The 18279-nt window shown below is 67.6% G+C and carries 15 protein-coding genes and 1 tRNA gene; 8 read left to right on the forward strand and 8 right to left on the reverse strand.

What is annotated here, in order from left to right; genetic code table 11:
• The first annotated feature begins 73 nt into the window (after nucleotides 1-73).
• Genes ACRWNM_RS02525 through ACRWNM_RS02535 form a run of 3 tightly spaced genes read left to right on the forward strand, consistent with a single transcriptional unit; the run spans nucleotide 74 to nucleotide 3885 of the window.
• Nucleotides 74-976 carry a metal-dependent hydrolase gene (locus ACRWNM_RS02525; RefSeq protein ID WP_431963004.1) on the forward strand — a complete coding sequence of 301 codons (903 nt, stop codon included), beginning with the start codon at nucleotides 74-76 and terminating at the stop codon, nucleotides 974-976.
• A complete protein-coding gene (locus ACRWNM_RS02530) occupies nucleotides 973-2079 on the forward strand; it encodes a PDR/VanB family oxidoreductase (RefSeq protein WP_431963006.1) in 1107 nt (368 codons plus the stop codon). The genes ACRWNM_RS02525 and ACRWNM_RS02530 overlap by 4 nt, the downstream gene beginning before the upstream one ends.
• A gap of 33 nt (nucleotides 2080-2112) precedes the next feature.
• A complete protein-coding gene (locus tag ACRWNM_RS02535; protein ID WP_431963008.1) occupies nucleotides 2113-3885 on the forward strand; it encodes an SDR family oxidoreductase in 1773 nt (590 codons plus the stop codon).
• Here the strand turns inward: ACRWNM_RS02535 and ACRWNM_RS02540 are convergent.
• Nucleotides 3878-4405 carry a hypothetical protein gene (locus tag ACRWNM_RS02540; protein ID WP_431963010.1) on the reverse strand — a complete coding sequence of 176 codons (528 nt, stop codon included), beginning with the start codon at nucleotides 4403-4405 and terminating at the stop codon, nucleotides 3878-3880. The genes ACRWNM_RS02535 and ACRWNM_RS02540 overlap by 8 nt on opposite strands.
• 521 nt (nucleotides 4406-4926) lie before the next feature.
• Here ACRWNM_RS02540 and ACRWNM_RS02545 point away from each other — a divergent pair.
• On the forward strand, nucleotides 4927-5922 hold the full coding sequence (locus ACRWNM_RS02545) for a zinc-binding dehydrogenase (protein ID WP_431963012.1): 996 nt from the start codon (nucleotides 4927-4929) through the stop codon (nucleotides 5920-5922).
• 208 nt (nucleotides 5923-6130) lie between these two features.
• Here the strand turns inward: ACRWNM_RS02545 and ACRWNM_RS02550 are convergent, their stop codons facing one another.
• Nucleotides 6131-6562, reverse strand: coding sequence for a nitroreductase/quinone reductase family protein (locus ACRWNM_RS02550; RefSeq protein WP_431963014.1), 432 nt, complete (start codon nucleotides 6560-6562; stop codon nucleotides 6131-6133).
• Nucleotides 6563-6736: 174 nt separating this feature from the next.
• On the opposite strand from ACRWNM_RS02550, the gene ACRWNM_RS02555 reads away from it, so the two are divergent.
• A tRNA-Ile gene (locus ACRWNM_RS02555) sits at nucleotides 6737-6810 on the forward strand.
• A gap of 497 nt (nucleotides 6811-7307) precedes the next feature.
• Nucleotides 7308-11615 carry a TIR domain-containing protein gene (locus tag ACRWNM_RS02560; RefSeq protein WP_431963016.1) on the forward strand — a complete coding sequence of 1436 codons (4308 nt, stop codon included), beginning with the start codon at nucleotides 7308-7310 and terminating at the stop codon, nucleotides 11613-11615.
• A gap of 122 nt (nucleotides 11616-11737) precedes the next feature.
• Here the strand turns inward: ACRWNM_RS02560 and ACRWNM_RS02565 are convergent, their stop codons facing one another.
• Entirely contained in the window at nucleotides 11738-12109 is a 372-nt protein-coding gene (locus ACRWNM_RS02565) for a hypothetical protein (protein ID WP_431963018.1), read from the reverse strand.
• A gap of 263 nt (nucleotides 12110-12372) precedes the next feature.
• Here ACRWNM_RS02565 and ACRWNM_RS02570 point away from each other — a divergent pair, with 263 nt between their 5' ends.
• Nucleotides 12373-13254 carry a hypothetical protein gene (locus ACRWNM_RS02570; RefSeq protein ID WP_431963020.1) on the forward strand — a complete coding sequence of 294 codons (882 nt, stop codon included), beginning with the start codon at nucleotides 12373-12375 and terminating at the stop codon, nucleotides 13252-13254.
• Between the two features lie 52 nt (nucleotides 13255-13306).
• Here ACRWNM_RS02570 and ACRWNM_RS02575 read toward each other — a convergent pair whose 3' ends face one another.
• The 5 genes from ACRWNM_RS02575 to ACRWNM_RS02595 form a co-directional block, all read right to left on the reverse strand.
• A complete protein-coding gene (locus ACRWNM_RS02575) occupies nucleotides 13307-13987 on the reverse strand; it encodes a class I SAM-dependent methyltransferase (protein ID WP_431963022.1) in 681 nt (226 codons plus the stop codon).
• 106 nt (nucleotides 13988-14093) lie between these two features.
• Complete coding sequence (locus tag ACRWNM_RS02580; protein WP_431963024.1) at nucleotides 14094-14462, reverse strand: hypothetical protein; 369 nt, start codon at nucleotides 14460-14462, stop codon at nucleotides 14094-14096.
• Between the two features lie 230 nt (nucleotides 14463-14692).
• Entirely contained in the window at nucleotides 14693-15829 is a 1137-nt protein-coding gene (locus tag ACRWNM_RS02585) for an SGNH/GDSL hydrolase family protein (RefSeq protein ID WP_431963026.1), read from the reverse strand.
• A gap of 204 nt (nucleotides 15830-16033) precedes the next feature.
• Nucleotides 16034-17161 (reverse strand): zinc-dependent alcohol dehydrogenase, encoded by a 1128-nt coding sequence (locus ACRWNM_RS02590; protein ID WP_431963028.1) that lies wholly within the window; start codon nucleotides 17159-17161, stop codon nucleotides 16034-16036.
• Complete coding sequence (locus ACRWNM_RS02595; protein ID WP_431963030.1) at nucleotides 17161-17586, reverse strand: tautomerase family protein; 426 nt, start codon at nucleotides 17584-17586, stop codon at nucleotides 17161-17163. The genes ACRWNM_RS02590 and ACRWNM_RS02595 overlap by 1 nt, the downstream gene beginning before the upstream one ends.
• Before the next feature lie 79 nt (nucleotides 17587-17665).
• On the opposite strand from ACRWNM_RS02595, the gene ACRWNM_RS02600 reads away from it, so the two are divergent.
• Nucleotides 17666-18250 (forward strand): TetR/AcrR family transcriptional regulator, encoded by a 585-nt coding sequence (locus ACRWNM_RS02600; protein WP_431963032.1) that lies wholly within the window; start codon nucleotides 17666-17668, stop codon nucleotides 18248-18250.
• Nucleotides 18251-18279 lie beyond the last annotated feature (29 nt).

The following is an 18279-nucleotide window of genomic DNA, read 5'->3' on the forward strand; positions in this document are numbered from 1 at the left end:
CCCGCGCAGGAACCGGCGCTGACCCATGCCGATTCGCTGCCGAGGTGCACGTATGAGGATCGAGGGAGTACCGATGAAGCTACTTCGCAGGGCTCACCGGCGGCCGGACACCGATCCGGGCGAGGTGGCGCTCAACGCGCGCAATGTCCAGTTCGATTGGGCCGACACTCCGCTGCACTGGATGCCGGAGGAGCCGATCGCCTCGCACCTGATCAATTCGCTGAACCTGCTGCTCCCCGAGGGCGAGCGCATGTTCTGCGCCGCCTACGCCGAGGCCTTGCCCTACGTCAAGGACGAGAAGCTCCGCGAGGCGATGCTCGGCTTCATCGGCCAGGAATCGATGCACGCCGAGACTCACGACAAGGTGCTGCACGAGGTGCTCTCGGCGAACGGCATCGACCCGGAGCCCTATGTGCGCCAGGCCGAATACCTGTTCCGCAAGACGCTCGGGCCCACGGACGTCGAGGGCATCGCGCAGCGCCAGATCATGGTCGAGCGGCTGGCCTTCATCGCCTGCCTCGAGCACTTCTTCGCCTTCCTCGGCGACTGGGTGCTCAACGCCGACCTGGAGAAGTTCGGCGCGGACCCGCGGGTGGCCGACCTGTTCCGGTGGCACGGCGCGGAGGAAGTCGAGCACCGGCATGTCGCCCACGACGTGGCGGTGTATTTCGGCGCGGGGTACGTCCGCAGGTCGGCGCTGATGGTGCTGGTGTTCCCGATCTTCGTCTCGCTGGTCGTCCGCGGCACCAAGTTCATGGTCCAGCAGGACCCCGCGCTGCCCGATCTCGGATACCCGCGGCTGATCAAGCGCGTTTTCGGCGCCATGTGGCGCGGCTCACTGCCCGGCGTACCCTCGCTGCTGTGGAGTGCGCTGTCCACGTTCAAGCCCGGCTACAACCCGGAGACGGTCGGCTCCACCGCCCAGGCGGTGGCGTACCTGGCCACGTCGCCCGCGGCGCGCGCGGTCGCCTCGTGAGCCCGCGGGTCATCCCGGAGCGGCTACCCGCCGATCTGTTCGGCAAGCGTGATCGGGACCGCGCGGTGCGGGTGTTCGACGCGCTGGCGACGGCCCGGTTGCGCTGGGCCACGCTGGTCAACCGGCGGGATCTGAGCCCGAAGGTCGACGACCGCAGGCTCGCGCTGGTCGTCACCGAGCGCCGGGTCGAGGCGCACGACCAGGACGTGGTGAGCCTGCGGCTCGAGGCGCCGGACGGGCGCGAACTGCCCGCGTGGCGGCCTGGCGCGCACCTGGATCTCGAGTTGCCCTCCGGCAAGCTGCGGCAGTACTCGCTGTGCGGCGACCCTGCGGACACTCGTGCCTATCGGGTCGCGGTGCGCCGCATCCCGGATGGTGGCGGCGGTTCGGTCGAGGTGCACGACGCCTTGCCTGTCGGTAGCCCGATCGTGGTGCGCGGTCCGCGCAACGCCTTCCCGTTCGCGGTGCCCGGCTACGGTTCGCCCGCGGTGCATCTGCACTTCGTCGCCGGCGGCATCGGAATCACCCCGATCCTGCCGATGGCGCGGCTGGCCGTGCGGCTCGGACTCGACTGGTCCATGGTGTACGTCGGCCGCAGTCGCGAGACCATCCCGTTCCTCGACGAGATCGAGACGTTCGGCGACCGCGTCACCGTGCGCACCGACGACGAACACGGACTGCCGGACGCGGCCGCGCTGCTGCCCGGCGTCACCACGGGCACCGCGGTCTACTGCTGCGGCCCGGTGCCGATGACCGACACCGTCGCCGACGCGGTGCGCCGGATGCGCGGCGTGGAACTGCATTCCGAGCGTTTCTCGCCGCCGCCCGTGGTGAACGGGCGGCCGTTCGAGATCCAGCTCGCCTCCACCGGGGAGGTGCTCCAGGTGCCCGCCGACGAGTCGGCGCTGGCCACCCTCCTGAAATCCCGTCCTGATCAACCGTATTCGTGTCGGCAGGGTTTCTGCCGAACCTGCAAGGTGCGCGTACTGGCCGGTGAGCCGGACCATCGCGACACCGTGCTCACCGAGGACGAGCGCGCGGACGGCGAGATGCTGGCCTGCGTATCGCGCTGCGATCGAGGGCGTCTCGTGCTCGACCTGTAGTGAAGACCCCTCCGACCAGAACAGGAGACGTCGATGACTACGGATATCGACTCGGAAGTGACCGAACGGATCGTGCGCAACGGTGAATTCGAGCTCGCCGTCTACGAATACGGCGATCCCGCGGCCCCGACCGTGGTGCTCGTGCACGGCTGGCCGGACACCCACCACCTCTGGAGCGCCGTGGTGCCGCTGCTGGCGCGGCGGTTCCACGTCGTCACCTACGACACCCGCGGGCACGGCCGGTCCACCCGCACCCGGCGGACCGCCGACTTCCGGCTGGACGCGCTCGCAGCCGACTTCTTCGCCGTCGCCGACGCGGTGAGCCCGGACGCGCCGGTGCACGTGCTCGCCCACGACTGGGGTTCGGTCCAGGTGTGGGAGGCGGTGTGCGAACCGCGCGCCACCGCCCGGATCGCGTCGTTCACCTCCGTGTCCGGCCCGAATCTCGACCACATCGGAAAGTGGGTGCGCGCCAGGCTCTCCCGGCCCACCCCGCGCAACGTGTGGCAGCCGTTCACCCAGCTGCTTTCCTCGGCGTACACGGCCTTCTTCATGACTCCGGGATTGCCGCGGGCCGCCTTCGGCGCATTCGGTACCGAAGAGCGTTGGCAGCGTGCGGTTTCCCTGATGAACGGCACGCCCACGTCGACCGTCACCCTCGCCCCGACCTTCCGGCGCGACATCGTCGACGGTCTGCTCATCTATCGCGCGAACATCGTGCAGCGGATGCTCGCCCCGCGCGAGCGGCGCACCGAGGTGCCGGTTCAGCTGATCGTGGCGGGCCGCGATGTGGCGGTGCGCCCCGCGGGTTACGACGACGAACGCAAGTGGGTCTCGCGACTGTGGCGACGGGACGTGCCCGCCGGGCACTGGATGCCGTTCTCGCACCCCGAATTGCTGGCCACCGCCACCACCGAGCTGATCGACACCCTCGACGGCGGCGCGGCACCGCGCGGTCTGCGCCGTGCCGAAACCGACCGGACCCGAAAAGAGTTCGACGACCAGCTGGTGGTGATCACCGGCGGTGGCAGCGGGATCGGCCGGGAGACGGCGCTGGCGTTCGCCCGGCTCGGCGCCGAGATCGTGCTGTCGGACATCAATCTGGACGCGGCGAAGCAGACCGCCGAGCTGATCGCCGCGGAAAACGGTGTGGCGCACGCCTATCGGCTCGACGTCTCCGACGAGGCCGCGGTGACCTCGCACGCGGCCGAGGTGATCGCCGCGCACGGCGTGCCCGACATCTTGATAAACAACGCGGGCATCGGCCAGGCGGGCGGGTTCTTCGACACGCCCTCGGCGGAGTTCGATCGTGTGCTGCGGATCAACCTCGGCGGCGTGGTGAACGGCTGTCGCGCCTTCGGCGCCGCCATGGCCGAGCGCGGCCTCGGCGGACACATCGTCAATCTGTCCAGCATGGCCGCCTACGGCCCGCAGCAGGGGTTCAGTGCGTACTCGACCAGCAAGTCGGCGGTGTTCATGTTCTCCGACTGCCTGCGCGCCGAGCTGGCGGGCCGCGGTATCTCGGTGCACACCATCTGCCCGGGCATCGTGCACACCAATATCGTTGCCACCACTACCTTTTCGGGCCTCAGCGCCGAGGAGGAGAAGCGCAAGCAGGCCAAGTACGACAACCTGTACCGGATGCGCCGCTACACGCCGGACAAGGTCGCCGATCAGATCGTGCGTGCCGTCCGGCGCGACCGCAGCATCGTGCCGGTCACCCCGGAGGCGCGGTTGCAGTACCAGTTCAACCGCTTCGCGCCCGCGGTGGTGCGGTTCCTCGCGGCGCGGGTGAAGCTCACCTAGGGTCCGTCGACGCCCGGTGCAGCTCGGCCTCGATCGCCGCGACGCGCCGGGCGTCGATGCCCCACGGGTGGGCGACCCCGACCTTGCTGTCGAGATCCCACAGCACGCAGGTCTCGTCCGGTCGCGCGACCATCGACCAGGCCACCACCGTGCGGCCCAGCTGTTCGGCCATCGAGCCGTGCGCCACGAGCTTGCGCGGCGGCGCGTCACCGTCCGGATAGTGGTGCAGGAAGCGGCCGTAAGCGGCCGTGCAGAACGCGGCGTAGCGCTCCGTGCACAGAATCAGGCCGTGCCAGGCCTCGTCCACCGCGTGCGAGGGCATGCCGATGACCTGGCCGTCGCGCATCGCCGCGCCGCAGCAGCGCAGCCACTGACGCAGACCGGTCTCCACCAGCTCGCGCGGCTGCCACGGGCACGTCTTGAAGACGGCCTCGGAGAGTTCCAGCTCGGCCACGGCCTGCTCGACGTCGCGCAGGTCGACCTGGCGGCGGAGGCGCTGTCGGGAACGGAAAAACTGCACGATTCACTGTACGGCCGCGCGCCGCTACCATTCCGTCATGACGGCTGCGCTCATTGTCCTGAGTCTCATCCTGACCCTGCTGATTGTGTGTGCCGTCGTGGTGTTGGTGGTGGCGCTGGTCAAGGCGGTCAGCACGCCCCCGCGGCAGCCGGGGTGGCCGCCGAACCGCAGCCAGGGGCCCTGGTTCGCGGGCGGCGCCGGGATGGGACACCGCAGGCACGGGAGCGGGTGCGGTGGCGGCGACTCGGGGAGTAGCTGTTCGGGCGGCAGCGGCGGCGACAGCGGGTGCGGCGGGGGCAGTTGCGGCGGGGGAAGCAGCAGCTGTGGTGGGGGAAGCAGCAGCTGCGGCGGAGGGAGTAGCAGCAGCTGCGGCGGTGGCAGCAGTTGCGGCGGCGGCTCCTGAACCACGCGTCATGCACTACCGGCCGCGCGAGTGATCTGACTCCCCGGCTCTTGACCTCGACTGGACTTCAGGTTTCATGCTTGGCGCTGTTCGACCAGATGTGATCAGGAGGTCAGTGATGCGAGCTGTGCAGGCAAGGGAATTCGGTGGACCGGAGGTACTCGCGGTGCGCGAAGTACCCGATCCCACCCCAGGTTCCGGGCAGGTGGTCGTCCGAGTCGCGGCGGCCGACGTGATGTTCCTCGACACCCGGCTGCGCTCGGGTTGGGGAAGCGAGTACTTCGAGATCGAAACCCCTTACGTGCCGGGCGGGGCGATCTCCGGCGTGGTCGTGGAGGTGGGCGCGGACGTCGATCCGTCGTGGCTCGGCAAGCGCGTCGCCACCAGCACCGCCGCGAGCGGAATCGGCGGCGGACAGCCCATCGGCGGCTATGCCGAGAAGGCGCTCGCCAAGGCGGAGACTCTCATCGAAGTGCCGGAAGGGCTTTCGCTGACGCAGGCCGTCGCGCTCACCCACGACGGCCGGACCGCGCTCGCCGTGTTCGACCGCGCCGCCATCCAGCCGGGGGAGTGGGTCCTCGTCACCGCGGCGGGCGGCGGCCTCGGCACGCTGCTCATCCAATTGGCCCGCGCCGCAGGCGCATACGTCGTCGCGGCGGCCCGCGGGCACGCCAAACTCGAGCTCGCCGAGCGGCTGGGCGCGCACGCCGCCGTCGACTATTCCGAACCGGACTGGACCGCCAAGGCGCGCGCCGCGACCGACGGAGCCGGGGTGAACATCGTGCTCGACGGCGCGGGCGGTGAGCTCGGCGCGGCGGCCGCCGAGACCATCGCCGATCACGGCCGATTCCTCGGATATGGCGCCGCGGCAGGCGATTTCGCCGCACTGGACCGCGACGCGCTGGCCGCGCGCGATATCGCCGTGCTCGGCCTGTTCGACCTCACCGGCGCCGACATCGACTGGAACGCGCTCTCGCGCCGCATCCAGGCGGCCGTCGTCGCCGGTGACATCGAGGTCGTGATCGGTCAGACCTTCTCCCTCGAAGACGCCGACAGTGCCCATGCCGCAATCGAATCCAGGAAATCTCTCGGACGAACGCTGCTCACATTGTGACTTGTCCGGCATTGTGTGCGATCGGTCTGAGACAGCGCTAATGTGCCTGCCGTGCAAACTCTGATCGTTATCGGTGTTGTCGCCGTCGTCCTCTTCCTCGTTTTCGCCGTTGTCCAATTCGCAAGTCGCCCACCGACAATGGAGAGCCGATGGGACGACCGCGTGCCGGTGGACAAGGGTCAGTGGGGAGACGGCGGCGACTGACGGTTCACTTGGTCTGCGTCAAAACCACCACTGCGATGGGCCGTTTGGTCATCTTTTGATAGGCGCTGTAGCGGCCCTTGTTCACTTTGTCGACGATCGCCCACCGTCGTGCGTAGTCCGCATCATCCGGATACGTCGCTTGTGCAACCACTTTCACCCGGCGCCGCCCGACTTGAATCTCACACTCGGGCGTCGCCTTCACATTCGCCAGCCACCCCGGCGGGCGCGGCGAGCCGCCGTTCGATGCGGTCACCAAGTACGCCTCGCCGTCCCGCCCGTAGGTCAACGCCGAGATCCGTTCCTGACCGGACTTCCGCCCCACCGTCCGCAACAGCAGGGTCGGATTGCCGAACAGCAGCTTGTGGCCGACCAGCCCACCGCTGTTCTCGTACACCCACTGATGAACCCGCAGCACATTCGCGAACACACTGGCCATATCTGACCCTCCAGTAAGTTTCGGTTTCGGCCCACACTAGTGGACGCCGGCAGCGGAACGCCGCACGAAACCCCGCGTGTGAGCGTCTACCTGCCCAGCCGCCGGGGAGTCAACTGGTGCCCGCCCCGCCACGCCCGGTAGCATCCCTGACAGTCGCGGTTCCACCGCGCATGCGGGGCGGTAGCTCAGTCGGTTAGAGCCGTGGACTCATAATCCATTGGTCGCGGGTTCGAGCCCCGCCCGCCCCACAAACCCCCGCTGACCAGCAGGTTTTTGTTTTTCACGAGAGTTTCGATCTAGAACAGCGCTCTTCCAAGCGGTAAGGGTATGCGCGGCGGCGTTCGCCGCCTACCCCCGACGACAAGGCGTGTGGCGATGCGCCTCGAGCTGCACGCCCAGGGACGCCGTATCGGGTCGACCGACGAAGTTGAGAGCAGCGGCCGGTCGCGGATGCGGTCAGGTCATCCTACGAGCAGTGCGCCTCAGCGCACGTTGCTGCTGGGCAGCGCCATATCTACCAGGTAGAAGTGCCAGCCCGGATGGCCGCTCGCAGAAACGAGTATGGGACTACTCGTTCATCGAGTGGTGTGTCGGCCCAAAATGGAAGTTACTGCCCGGCACCAGGTTCCTTCGTTCCGCAAGGAGGCAATATGGCCACACCGACGGTGTGTCGGAAGCCAGATGCGACCGCGGGGTTGACGATAGTGGCTCGTGGGCTCATCGGGTCTGAACGTTGTGTGACCAGATGTCGCGCGTCTTTCTAAGTCATTCGAGCCGGGACAATCGCCATGCGATCGCGTTGAAGCGTTGGCTCGAGCAAGCCGAGCCGGGGTTGGCCGGCGAGATTTATCTCGATCTGGATCCCGAAACCGGTATCCGTACGGGGAGGCGCTGGACGGAAGCGCTGTGGCAGGTGAACGCGCGCTGCGAGGCGGTGATCTGCCTGGTGTCGAAAGGTTGGGTGGCGTCGAAGGAATGCCACGCCGAGTTCCGTCAGGCCGAAGGCATGGGCAAACCCGTCTTCTGCGCCCGACTCGAGGAACTCGACGAAAGGGATGTGACCCGCGCCTGGCAAAGCTGTGACCTCTTCGGGGCGGGTCCGTGGACAGAGATACCGGTCGACGAGGAACCGCCGGTGCGGTTGGCCAGTGACGGCCTGCGTCGGCTGCTGGCCGGGCTGAGAGATGTCGGAGTCGGTGCATTCAGCTTCGCCTGGCCGCCGCCGGGGGATGCGGACCGCTCACCGTACCGGGGTTGGCAGCCGCTGGAGTCAGTCGATGCGGCGGTCTATTTCGGACGTGACGCGCAGATCGCGCATGCTCTCGATGAACTTCGTGATATGCGCGGCGCCGGTCAGGAACAGATGTTTGTCATCCTGGGCCCGTCCGGGGTCGGGAAATCATCCTTTCTGCGGGCGGGACTGTTGCCCCGTATGCGACGCGACGACCGACGTTTCCTGACATTGGGCGTGGTGCGCCCGGAACGTCGCGCACTGACCGGCGACACCGGTCTGGCTCGCGCGATTCACCGCCTGCGAGTCGACGTCGGTCTGCAGGCGCCGAGCTTCGGCGACGTCAAGAACGCGATATCGGATTCGGAAAGGGTGCGGGGGTGGCTGGTCGAAGCCGTTGCGGCCGCGCACGACCGATTGCTCGAAATGCCGGCGTCGGAACGGTCCCCGACACTCGTACTCCCGGTCGACCAGGCCGAGGAGTTGTTCGGAGTCGACGCGGGAGAAGAGGGGCCGACGTTTCTGGCGCTGCTCGGCCGACTGCTGAGCGACTCCGATTTGGACATGATCGTGGTCGCCACGATTCGCTCGGATCAATACGAGCCGCTGCAGACCGCACCGCAGCTGTCGACCGTCCAGAGTCACCTGTTCGACCGGTTGAAAGCGATGCCGCAGGCTCAGTTCACCGAGATCATTTGTGGGCCCGCCCGGCGTGCTGCCGAGTCGGGATCCAGCTTCACGCTTTCCCCGGAGCTCGTCGACCGGCTAGCCCAGGAATCCTCCGGCGGCGCCGACACGTTGCCGCTGTTGGCGTTGATCCTGTCGCGGCTCTACGAGGACTACGCCGGCAGCGGTGATGCCGTCACCGTCGACCGCTACGAGGCGACCGGCGGCATGCGGCGAGTAGTGCAGAACGAAATCGACAACCTGCTGTCGGCGGATCCATCGGAGCGCCGCGAGCAGCTGGACCGGTTGCACGATGCCTTCGTTCCCTGGCTGGCGACGGTGAATTCGGACACCGATCAACCGATGCGCCGTATCGCGCGCTGGGCCGATCTACCGGAGGACAGTCATGCGCTGCTGAACGCTTTCGTCGGTCGGCGGCTCATGGTCAAGGGCGAGCGTGACGGCCAGGTCGTCGTCGAAGTGGCGTTGGAGAGTCTGCTGCATCAGTGGGAGGAGCTGGCGAACTGGTTACGGACCGAAGCGTCGGACCTCCGCGACGCCGACGCGGTCGAGCGGGCCGTCGTCGCGTGGGTGCGAAGCGGCCGCCACGACGACTGGCTGCTCGACGGCGCGCGCTTGGATGGGGCCGAAACGCTCAGTGCGCGTCCAGGATTCGGGGCGCGCCTCAACTCCGCCGGTGAGTTCCTGCTCAACTCGCGGCGGCGCGCGAATCGCAAGCTGGAAGACGCGAAGTCGGCGGCGGAAGCGCACGCGCGCTCGCTGCGGCGCCGCTCGCAAGTGCTGGCGGCGCTGCTGGCCGTGATCGTCCTCGTCGCGGTCGTTGCCGGCATCAGCTTCGAACAAGCGAGGGACGCCGAGCAGGGTGCCCGCCAGGAAGCCCAGCGGGCGATCGCGGCCAAGCTCGTCGTGGAGTCGCGGGCGATGCTCGATGGAACCCGGCTCGGCGGCGATCGGCGCGCGATCCAGCAGATGCTCGCCGCCGAGGCGCTGGCTCCCCGATCAGACCCGGATGCCCTGCTGAACACGCTGATCGATGCCCGACGTTTGGAGAAGATCATTGCGACACCGTCGGACGTCACCAGTATCGCGATCAGTCCCGATGGCCGACAAATCCTTTCGGCCGGGGATGACGGCCTCATCCGCAGGTGGGACCTCGAATCCGGCAAGCCGGTCGGAGATCCGCCGGCCGGGCACACGGGGAAGGTTTGGGCCGCCCAGTACAGCAGGGACGGGCGCTGGATCGTTTCGGCCGGGGAGGACAAGACCGTGCGCATTTGGGACGCGAATACCGGTGCAGCCGTGCACGTGCTAACCGGTCGACTCGACGACGCCTTGAGTGTGGCCTTCAGCCGCGATGGTGCCCTGCTCGCCACGGGGAACCGTGATGGCACAGCCCGGCTGTGGAACGTGGCGACCGGCGAGCGGATGGGCGAGCCGATCCGCGGACACGACGGCTGGGTATCTGCGGTCGCCTTCAGCCCGGACGGATCCCAGCTGGCCACGGGCGGGGCAGACGGTGTGGTCCGACTGTGGCATGTCGACAGCCACCAGCCGGCGGACCCGCCGCTGCCTTCGCACAAGGGCCCGGTCGTCTTTGTGGACTTCAGCCCCGACGGCCGGCGCGTCGCCTCGATGAGCTCTTTGGTCGCGGGCAACCCGGCGGATTCGGAGCCCTCAGCCAAGGGCACCGGCACACCTGTGGACGCGTCGCAGCTGCGCATCACCGACGCGGCCACGGGCAGGCCGGTCGTCGACGGGCTGACCGAATTCGGCTATGCGGGACGCGACTTGGCGTTCAGCCCCGACGGGCGACGCGTCGCCATCGGGACCTCCGATGGCAAAATCGTCGTGCGCGACGCCGACACCGGGGCGGCGGTCGGGCCACCATTGAGCGGTGACACCGACGCCGTGAAGGTGGTCTACAGCGGCGATGGCACGCGGATCATCAGCGGCGGCGGCAATGCGATCCACGTGTGGGCAGCCGAGCCCGATCAACCCATCGGAAAGAGATTGCCAGGCCTCGCCTTTGTCCGGTCCGTGCCCGCGGTGGTCAGTCCCGACGGGCGCATCGCCGCGACACGTGACGCGGACAACGAATCCGACATCGCGTTGTGGCGGATTGACACCCGCGCGCTCATCCGAACGATTTCGACCGGCCACGTCGGACCTGTCTCCGCCCTGGCATGGAGACCGGATGGGCGGGCGATCGCGTCCGCCGACGGTAAGGTCAATACGGTCCGGATCTGGGATGCGCAGACCGGTGAGCCATATGGCCCGCCCCTCACCGGCCCCACCGACACCATCCCAGGTCTGTTCTTCAGCCCGGACGGGCAGCACATCGCTTCCATTGGCTTCGATCCCTGGCTCTGGGATGTCGCAACGAGCCCACCCCACGGCAGAGCGCTGCACGGCGAAGAAGACTTCGTGGCCGCCGTGGGATTCAGCGCCGACGGGCACCGGCTGATCACCGTGGCGCCAGTGCATACCGCCTCCGGCGACGACAGCACGATAATGGAGACAGGCAATATCTTCGCCAGCTCATACGAATTGACATCGTCCGCTGTCCGGGTATGGGACACCGACACCGGCGCGCCTGCCGGCCCACCCGTTACCGGACGCGGCGGCCGCTTGGTGGACCTAATGGAAGGCGAAGACGAACTGCCGATCTCCGCCGCCGCGATCAGCCCGGACGGCCAACGCATCCTGGTCCGTACGACTGGAGAGCTGCGCCTGCACGATGTGGCCACCGGGCGGCCGGTCGGCGAACCGTGGATCGACATCGCAGGCAGTGGAAATGAAAGTCGCGTCGCGTTCAGCCCCGACGGCACCTACGTCGTTTCGGCAGGCAGGCGTACATCAGCAATACAGCTGCGCGAAGCCAAGACCGGCCGGCCCGTCGGCAGCCCAATGTTCGGCCACACGGGTCTGGTAACCAGTTTGGAGTTCACCGCTGACGGCAACCATATCGTGTCCCGCGGAGACGACGGGTGGAGGCTTTGGCCCGGCCCAAGCAGATGGCGCGACGAACTGTGCAACAGGCTCACCACCAACATGAGCCGAGCCGAATGGGACGAGTGGGTATCGCCGACAATCGAATACAAGGCCGCCTGCCCCTCGCTGGACGTGCCCGCGTGATCCGTTGACATTGCGCGGCCAGCGTCCGGCCGAAAACGGGTGTGGTGATTTCAGGCAATTACCGGCGGCATCGGTGCGGCAGGCCACCGAATTACCGGCACTTTCGACCCGCTACGGCGAGATCAGTAATGCGGCGGGTATTGCGGCTGACCGTGGGGCGGGCCGGGGTACACCGGCGGTGGACCCGGTTGACCGTACGGGGGTTGGCCATATGGAGCGCGCGGACCGTACGGTCTGAGACGTCCAGGTGCTGTCGCCAGCCAGCGGGTGGTGGAACTGGCCATCGTGAGTCCGAGGACGAGGGCCGCCACCCCCAGACCGATGAAACTGCCGATCGCGGCCGCGGGCACTTGGGAATCGAGACTGGCAATGCCGGAGTACAGGCTGCTGACGCCGCCGATGCAGGCCAGCAAGATGAGCATGATGCGGCCCGCGGATTTGCGAGACATCAGTAGCAAGCCGCCGATCGACCACAGCACACCGATGCGGCCCATATGGATAGCTCATATGTCGACTCCCCTCTCGCCGTTCCTGTGGGAACCCTACCGGCCACGTCCGTGACTACGTCATCACGAGCACCGTCGCGGGACCGTCGGGTGGCGGCGGTGGACCGGTCGAACCAGGCAACGCTGCCAGGAGGTTTGCGGCAGGGGGCAATTCGAATTCGGAAACGTGCTCGAACGGCGCTCCGACTGGCAATGATGTACACCTGAGTCGTCACCACATCGATCGGGAACATCTGCACCGGGGAGACACAGTGGTAATCGCAGCCGATGAGGTTGTCCTGAGCGACAATTGGTGGCGCGCCATCATCGCCGTGGTGGCTGTGATCGTCGGATTCGTACTCAAGGAAGTCGCGGATCAGCTTCGCGATCGCAAGAAGGTCAAGCGCCTGACCTACAGCATGAACGTCGGTTCGACGATGGCCGACGTCCCGCAGAAGCTGGCGCAGAAGGTATCCGTACAGTTCGGCGGCTTGCCGGTGGAAGGCCAGGTCTACGAGGTCACGTGCCGGGTCGAGAACACCGGCCATCTGGTCGTGAAAGACGAGTACCTGAGGTTCAGCTATCCCGCGCGCTGCCAGATTCTGGAGGCTTACGTACTCGGTGATCCGCCGCTGGAGTACGGGATCGAAGAGGCGCCGCTCGCCGGTCAGACGGTCGGTGATCAGCGTTGGGTTGTGGCGCATCTGGAGCGTCGCCAGTCGGTGAGCTTCGGTTTCCTCGTCGCGGGTCCGACGGCGTCGGCGCCGCAGCTCTTCGGCCACAACGACGAGGGCGATGTCGAACTGAATCCGAAGGGTAGGACCGCTGATCGCGAAGACGTATCCCACGTTCGCCCATTGCTGACGTATGTCCTGCTCAGTGTTCTGGTGCCCACCTTGCCCTTCTACGAGCTGGGTGAATCCATCAGCGCCCTGGTGCGGTTGGTGCTTCTGCTTCTGACCATCCCGCACCTGTACCCGGTCGGGCGCGTGCTGGCAGCCTTCCTCACCCGGGCCGACGAGGCGCCGAACACTACCGCCGACGTCCTGATCAATCAGGCGAGTGTCGGCGGCAATATCACCATCGCGAGCCGGGGGAGCGACCTGGCGTTCGGCGCGTCGCCGACCCGGCCGGACGAGCATCCTGTGGTGTAAGACGTCCGGTCGGGCGCATCGGTGATCGAGCTGGCCTCGGTGGCGAAAAGGCTCAGCGTCGGGTCTGAACCACGCTCCACAACCTCCGCGGCAAGGCTCCTTCTTCGAACTCATCGATCTGCCGCAGGTCCCAGCCTTCGGCGAGTTCGTCGACGAAAGCGCGTGAAAAGAAGTGCACCGCGAACCCGCCGTGTTCGAAGATGTCGTCACCGTGATCGATGCCGGCGCCGTAGTGCGGGTCGCCGGTGTGGCGCACCGTGTAGAAGAAGGTACCCCGCGGACGTAGCACACGGTGAATCTCGCGGACGAGGGCGACGATCTCCTCGCTCGACAGTGCCATGCACAGCAGCATGTGGGCATACACCGCGTCGAACGACGCGTCGGGGAGTGGCAGTGGCGCACGGACGTCGATGATCCCGGTGGTCAGCCCCTCGACGGCTTCGCTGTCGGCGCGCTCGCGCAACTGGTGGAGTCCGACGTCGCTGAAATCGGTTGCGTGCACGCTGAATCCAACACGGGCGAAATGCAGGGCGTCCCGCCCGTGGCCTGCGCCCAGTTCGAGAATCGCGCGCACGTCGGCCGCGCCGAAGATCTGCGCGGCCTGTATCGCGGGTGCCGAGGGTTCGTCGCCGTACATTTCGGGGTTGGCTCGATAGGTCGACTGCCAGTGCTGACGCTGGATGTCGCCCAGGTCTGCGGGGTCGCCGCCGCTCACCGCATCCTCGTTCGTCACGTACACCATTATCGTCACGTGGTCCGGCCGAACCGCGGAGGCGGAACGGTGCGACTTTCGGCCGACAGCCGTTGCGGCGGTCGGCCGGAAGGGGCTCGCCCCGTGATCACTCCCGGCCCGCCAGTGGGGGCATGGTGTCCAGCCCCAGCTCCTCCCGCAGAGCGGACAAGACCTTGTACTGCGTACTCCAGAGGCGATTCAGCAATTCGGGTGGTACTTCGACGGCTGCGCAGTCGGCGCGGGCCGCGGCGATCTGCCGGGCGATCGTGACCACCTCCAGGCAAGCGTCGGAGACCTCGACGGACGTGCAGACCAGTCTCGTCGCCATCCACGCTGAGTCGAGCCGGACCTTGTGGCGCAAGCCGCGTTCGTCGAAAAGCGGAGTCATCTCCCCTGGAATTCGTGGATGCGGAATCGCTACGACCTTCACGGTCTCGCTGAGAGCGTAGGCGACGAACTGGCGGTAGGCGACCACGAAGTCGTTGTAGGTCGTCAGCCGAATGTCGAGCCAGTGGCGCTCGTAATCCCGTCCCCACCATGTGCTTCTGGTTGCGCAGCGTCAGCCATCCACCGATCAGGACGCCTGCCAGGACACCGGCCGCGGAAATCGCATTGCCCAGGACATTCATGACTCCTCCCCCTCCGCGGGACGCCTGCGACGCCGGGATGCGCGGCGTCGCAGGCGATCCGGCTACGCGACGGCTCTCACCCGATCGTGCGGAACGGCCGAATATTCTGCCAGGAAGCAGGATTCAATCTGCCCAACGTGTACCCGTTCAGCACGACATCGACGATCCTGCGGGCGATGAGCTGATACACCGCCTCCGTGGGATGGGCGAGATCGCTGGTGGTGAGGGCGCGGCGGAGCTTCGGCACCAATATGTCTTGCCTGCCCTGGTAGACGACCGGCCCATGCTCCTGGGCGATCGGGGTCAGGTCGAAGTTCTCCGCGTGCTGGGAGACGAAATCCATCCAGTCGGACATGGGTACGAACGAGATGTTGGCCGGATTCGCACCGGGCCCTTCGTTCTCGCCGGGCGGCGGCCAGCGCGTGGCCAGATTGCGCAGGGCGGCATTGAATTCGGCGACATTGCGCACCACCTCGGCCGCCGCGTCCGCACCTTTGTCGGCGACCTTGTCCTGATAGCGCACGGAGACGAGCGGACTGGGTAGATCGATGAGGACGAAGTGCTCGTGGGCGGGATTGGTCGGAAACGAGCTGGGGATGCGGTTCACCAGACGACGAATCTCGTCCACCATCGGTTCGATTCCGGTCCCCGCCTTCGCCTTCTTCGGGTTCTCGGGGCAGGGGCGTTCGGCGGTGATGAGGTCGTTGAGGCCGATCCAGAGGATGTGCAGGGTGTGGCCGGTGTACTGATCGTGCGCCGTGCCGTCCAGCACCGCCTGGGTGTCGCCTGCCAACAGTGCGCGGCGCGCCTTGATGTACGCGTCCACTTGCGTTTTCAGGTAGCCGAGGCCGGCTGGGCTCCAGTCGGAGGCCGCGACGGCGCCGCCTTCGGCGTAGTTGGCGTACCGCACCGGCGTGAGGTTCCCCGCATTGCTGCCGAGGACGTTCGACTGCACGGCGGTCAGGGTGCGATGGACCTTGGTCAGCGATTCGGTCTCGTCCTTGTCCGCGCCGATGAGCGACGTTCCGCCCATCCATTCGACTAGAAAGTCGGTCCAGTTCCTGCCGTCGCTGTAGCGGCCGATCTCGTTGGTGCGCATCAGTCCTGCGGCGCGGGCGAACCGGCCGGCCGGCGCTGTCCGCTTGATGCCGATGTCGGACAGGCTGTCGCCGAGAACGATCAGATTCTGAATGGGGGTGGGGGCGGGATGCATGAGAACTCCACGGCTGGTTTCGTACCGCCGGGTCCGCGCCGCAGCGCGCACGCGGAACCGACTTGATCATGAAAGGTGTAGTGGCACAATGTGTTCCGAGCATTCAGAGGATACGTCGTCGATGCCGCCAGCGGAGGGCGAATACGTGCGGGAGCATCCCGGCTCTCGGCGCGCACATCGCCGAGAGCCGGGAAGCCGAGAAGGTCAGGCGCCGAGCGGTGGCCTGTGCAGCACGAGTTTGGTGGTGTGCGCTCGATACGCCTCGGGCGCGTCTTCCCAGTCGGCGAGCAGGGTGGTGACCTCCTCGGCGGCGAAGTCCGTGCGGGCGACGAAGTCGAGCAGGTCGGGCAGGACCGGACGTACGTGCGAGATACCGATTCTGAGCGTCGCGTCGTTCGCGTACATGTGCATCAGCGGCACCTTCGTCCCGGGCGGCAGGTAGTAGCCGACCGGTGCGCAGATTCCGCCGGGCTGCAGGGCGCGTAGCGCGAGGTCGACACCGGCGCCGGTGGAGGTGCCTTCCACGACGATGTCGTAGCGGCGCGCGGGCAGGTCCGCTCGGCGGAGTTTGCCCTTGGCGACCGGATGTGCCCGGGCGCCGAGCTTTTCGGCGATCGACAGGCGCTCGGGGCGGTGGTCGACGTAGTCGACGACCTCGGCGCCGTGCGCGACGGCCAGTCCGGCGGCGTAGAGCCCGATGCTCTGCGCCGCGCCGCCGAGGATGAGCACCGAGCCTCCCGGCCGTGCGGCCAGGGCCGGGACGACGCAGCGCCACGCGTCGGCGAGATTGTCGCTGGCGGCGGCCACCCGCAGCGGGTCGAGGCCGTCGGGCAGGCGCACGAGCATGTGGTCGGCGTAGGGGATGCGTAAGCGGTCGGCGACCATACCGCCCCACGGGCCGCTCGCCGGTCCGAATCCGAACGCGGCGAGGGTGCTGGTGCGGGTGGTGGCGCACTTGGCGGTGAGTCCGCGGCGGCATTCGAGGCAGTCGCCGCACGACACGGCCCACGGCACGACGACGAACTCGCCGCGCGTGAGGCCGGTGACGTCCGGGCCGACCTCGAGTACCTCGGCGATGCATTCGTGGCCGATGCCGAACGGTCCCTGGAACGGGACCGGTCCGCAGATGGTCGCGACCACCGGGTCGACCATGCCGACGCGAATGCCGAGCTGCATGGCGCGGGAGACGTGCCGGTGGATGGGCATGGTGTCCCCGTCGCAGCGGCCCGCGACGAACGGGCGAACGATCGCGTCCCGCGGCCCTTGCAGTACCGGGTCGGGCCGTTCCCGCCATTCGAGGTGGTGAGCACGGATGAATTGCAGCTCCCGCATCAGCCGCGCTGCCCCTGCGCCATGGCCTTCAGTTCGGCGAAGCGCACGATGTTTCCCGCTGCGCCCCAGGTGCCTTCGGGCTGCTCGTGGATGAGCACCCACACCCGCAATGCCGCGCTCTGGTCGAGTCCGGCGGCGGCGAGCACCTCCGCGGTCACCTGCTCGATCAGGCCCTGTTTGCGGCGATCGGACAACGCGCCTTCGGGCACGGTGACGTCCACCCGGAAGCGCGGCAAGTCGTCCTCCGCGTTGACGAACGCGCCCTCGGGCGTCTCGTCGATCCGGCACCAGGCCTGCGCACGGAAGAACGCCGTGTCGGGCGCGCCTTCCCAGTGCAGCAGCGTGGCGGCGAGGGTCTTCGGCAACCCGCTGCGGGCCTCGGCGGACAGGACGCCGCTGGGCAGGGTGAGCTGGATCATCGGCATGACAACACCTCCGTTATGACGACTGTTATAAGCGGGGACGGTACGCTATGACAGTCGTTATGGGCAAGAGAGGTGTGTGATGGCGCAGTCGGAGGCGCGGGATCGGATGGTGGCGGGTGCGGCCGACATGCTTCGGCGGCGTGGCCTGAACGCGACCAGCGTGCGGGAGCTCGCCAAGCACTCCGGCGCCCCGCTCGGCTCGACCTATCACTATTTCCCCGGCGGCAAGGCGCAGCTGGCCGCCGAGGCGGTCCGCTTCGCCGATGCCCTCACCGCGCGCAAACTGGCCAAGGAACTGCCCGCGGGGCCGGTCGCCGGCCTGCGGGCATTCGTGGATATGTGGCGAAAGGTTGTGCTGGACAGCGACTTCCGGGCCGGGTGCCCGGTCGTTGCGGTCTCGGTGGAGGACCAGCCCGACGAGGACGACGCACCCCGCCGCGCGGCCGCCGAGGCCTTCGATCGGTGGACCGGGTTGCTGTCGGATTCGCTGCGCGCGCACGGCGCGACCGAGAGCGCCGCCCAGCAGACCGCCACCCTGATCGTCGCCGCGCTGGAGGGAACCGTCGCGATGTGCCGGGCCCAGCGCAGCACCGACGCGCTCGATCAGACCGCGGACGCCCTCGAATCGGTCGTCCGCGCCGTCACAGATTCCGCCGGGGACTGAGCGGTCGCCGCTCGGGTCTGATTCAGTAC

Origin of the sequence: Nocardia sp. bgisy134 (genome assembly GCF_965341865.1) — a bacterium.
GTDB lineage: Bacteria > Actinomycetota > Actinomycetes > Mycobacteriales > Mycobacteriaceae > Nocardia.

Excerpts from the sequence above, each read along its gene's own strand:
- ACRWNM_RS02590 (WP_431963028.1), bottom strand. The coding sequence starts at position 17,161 with ATGCGGGAGCTGCAATTCATCCGTGCTCACCACCTCGAATGGCGGGAA.
- ACRWNM_RS02565 (WP_431963018.1), bottom strand. The coding sequence starts at position 12,109 with ATGGGCCGCATCGGTGTGCTGTGGTCGATCGGCGGCTTGCTACTGATG.
- ACRWNM_RS02560 (WP_431963016.1), top strand. The coding sequence starts at position 7,308 with ATGTCGCGCGTCTTTCTAAGTCATTCGAGCCGGGACAATCGCCATGCG.
- ACRWNM_RS02550 (WP_431963014.1), bottom strand. The coding sequence starts at position 6,562 with ATGGCCAGTGTGTTCGCGAATGTGCTGCGGGTTCATCAGTGGGTGTAC.
- ACRWNM_RS02595 (WP_431963030.1), bottom strand. The coding sequence starts at position 17,586 with ATGCCGATGATCCAGCTCACCCTGCCCAGCGGCGTCCTGTCCGCCGAG.
- ACRWNM_RS02525 (WP_431963004.1), top strand. The coding sequence starts at position 74 with ATGAAGCTACTTCGCAGGGCTCACCGGCGGCCGGACACCGATCCGGGC.
- ACRWNM_RS02600 (WP_431963032.1), top strand. The coding sequence starts at position 17,666 with ATGGCGCAGTCGGAGGCGCGGGATCGGATGGTGGCGGGTGCGGCCGAC.
- ACRWNM_RS02585 (WP_431963026.1), bottom strand. The coding sequence starts at position 15,829 with ATGCATCCCGCCCCCACCCCCATTCAGAATCTGATCGTTCTCGGCGAC.
- ACRWNM_RS02535 (WP_431963008.1), top strand. The coding sequence starts at position 2,113 with ATGACTACGGATATCGACTCGGAAGTGACCGAACGGATCGTGCGCAAC.
- ACRWNM_RS02545 (WP_431963012.1), top strand. The coding sequence starts at position 4,927 with ATGCGAGCTGTGCAGGCAAGGGAATTCGGTGGACCGGAGGTACTCGCG.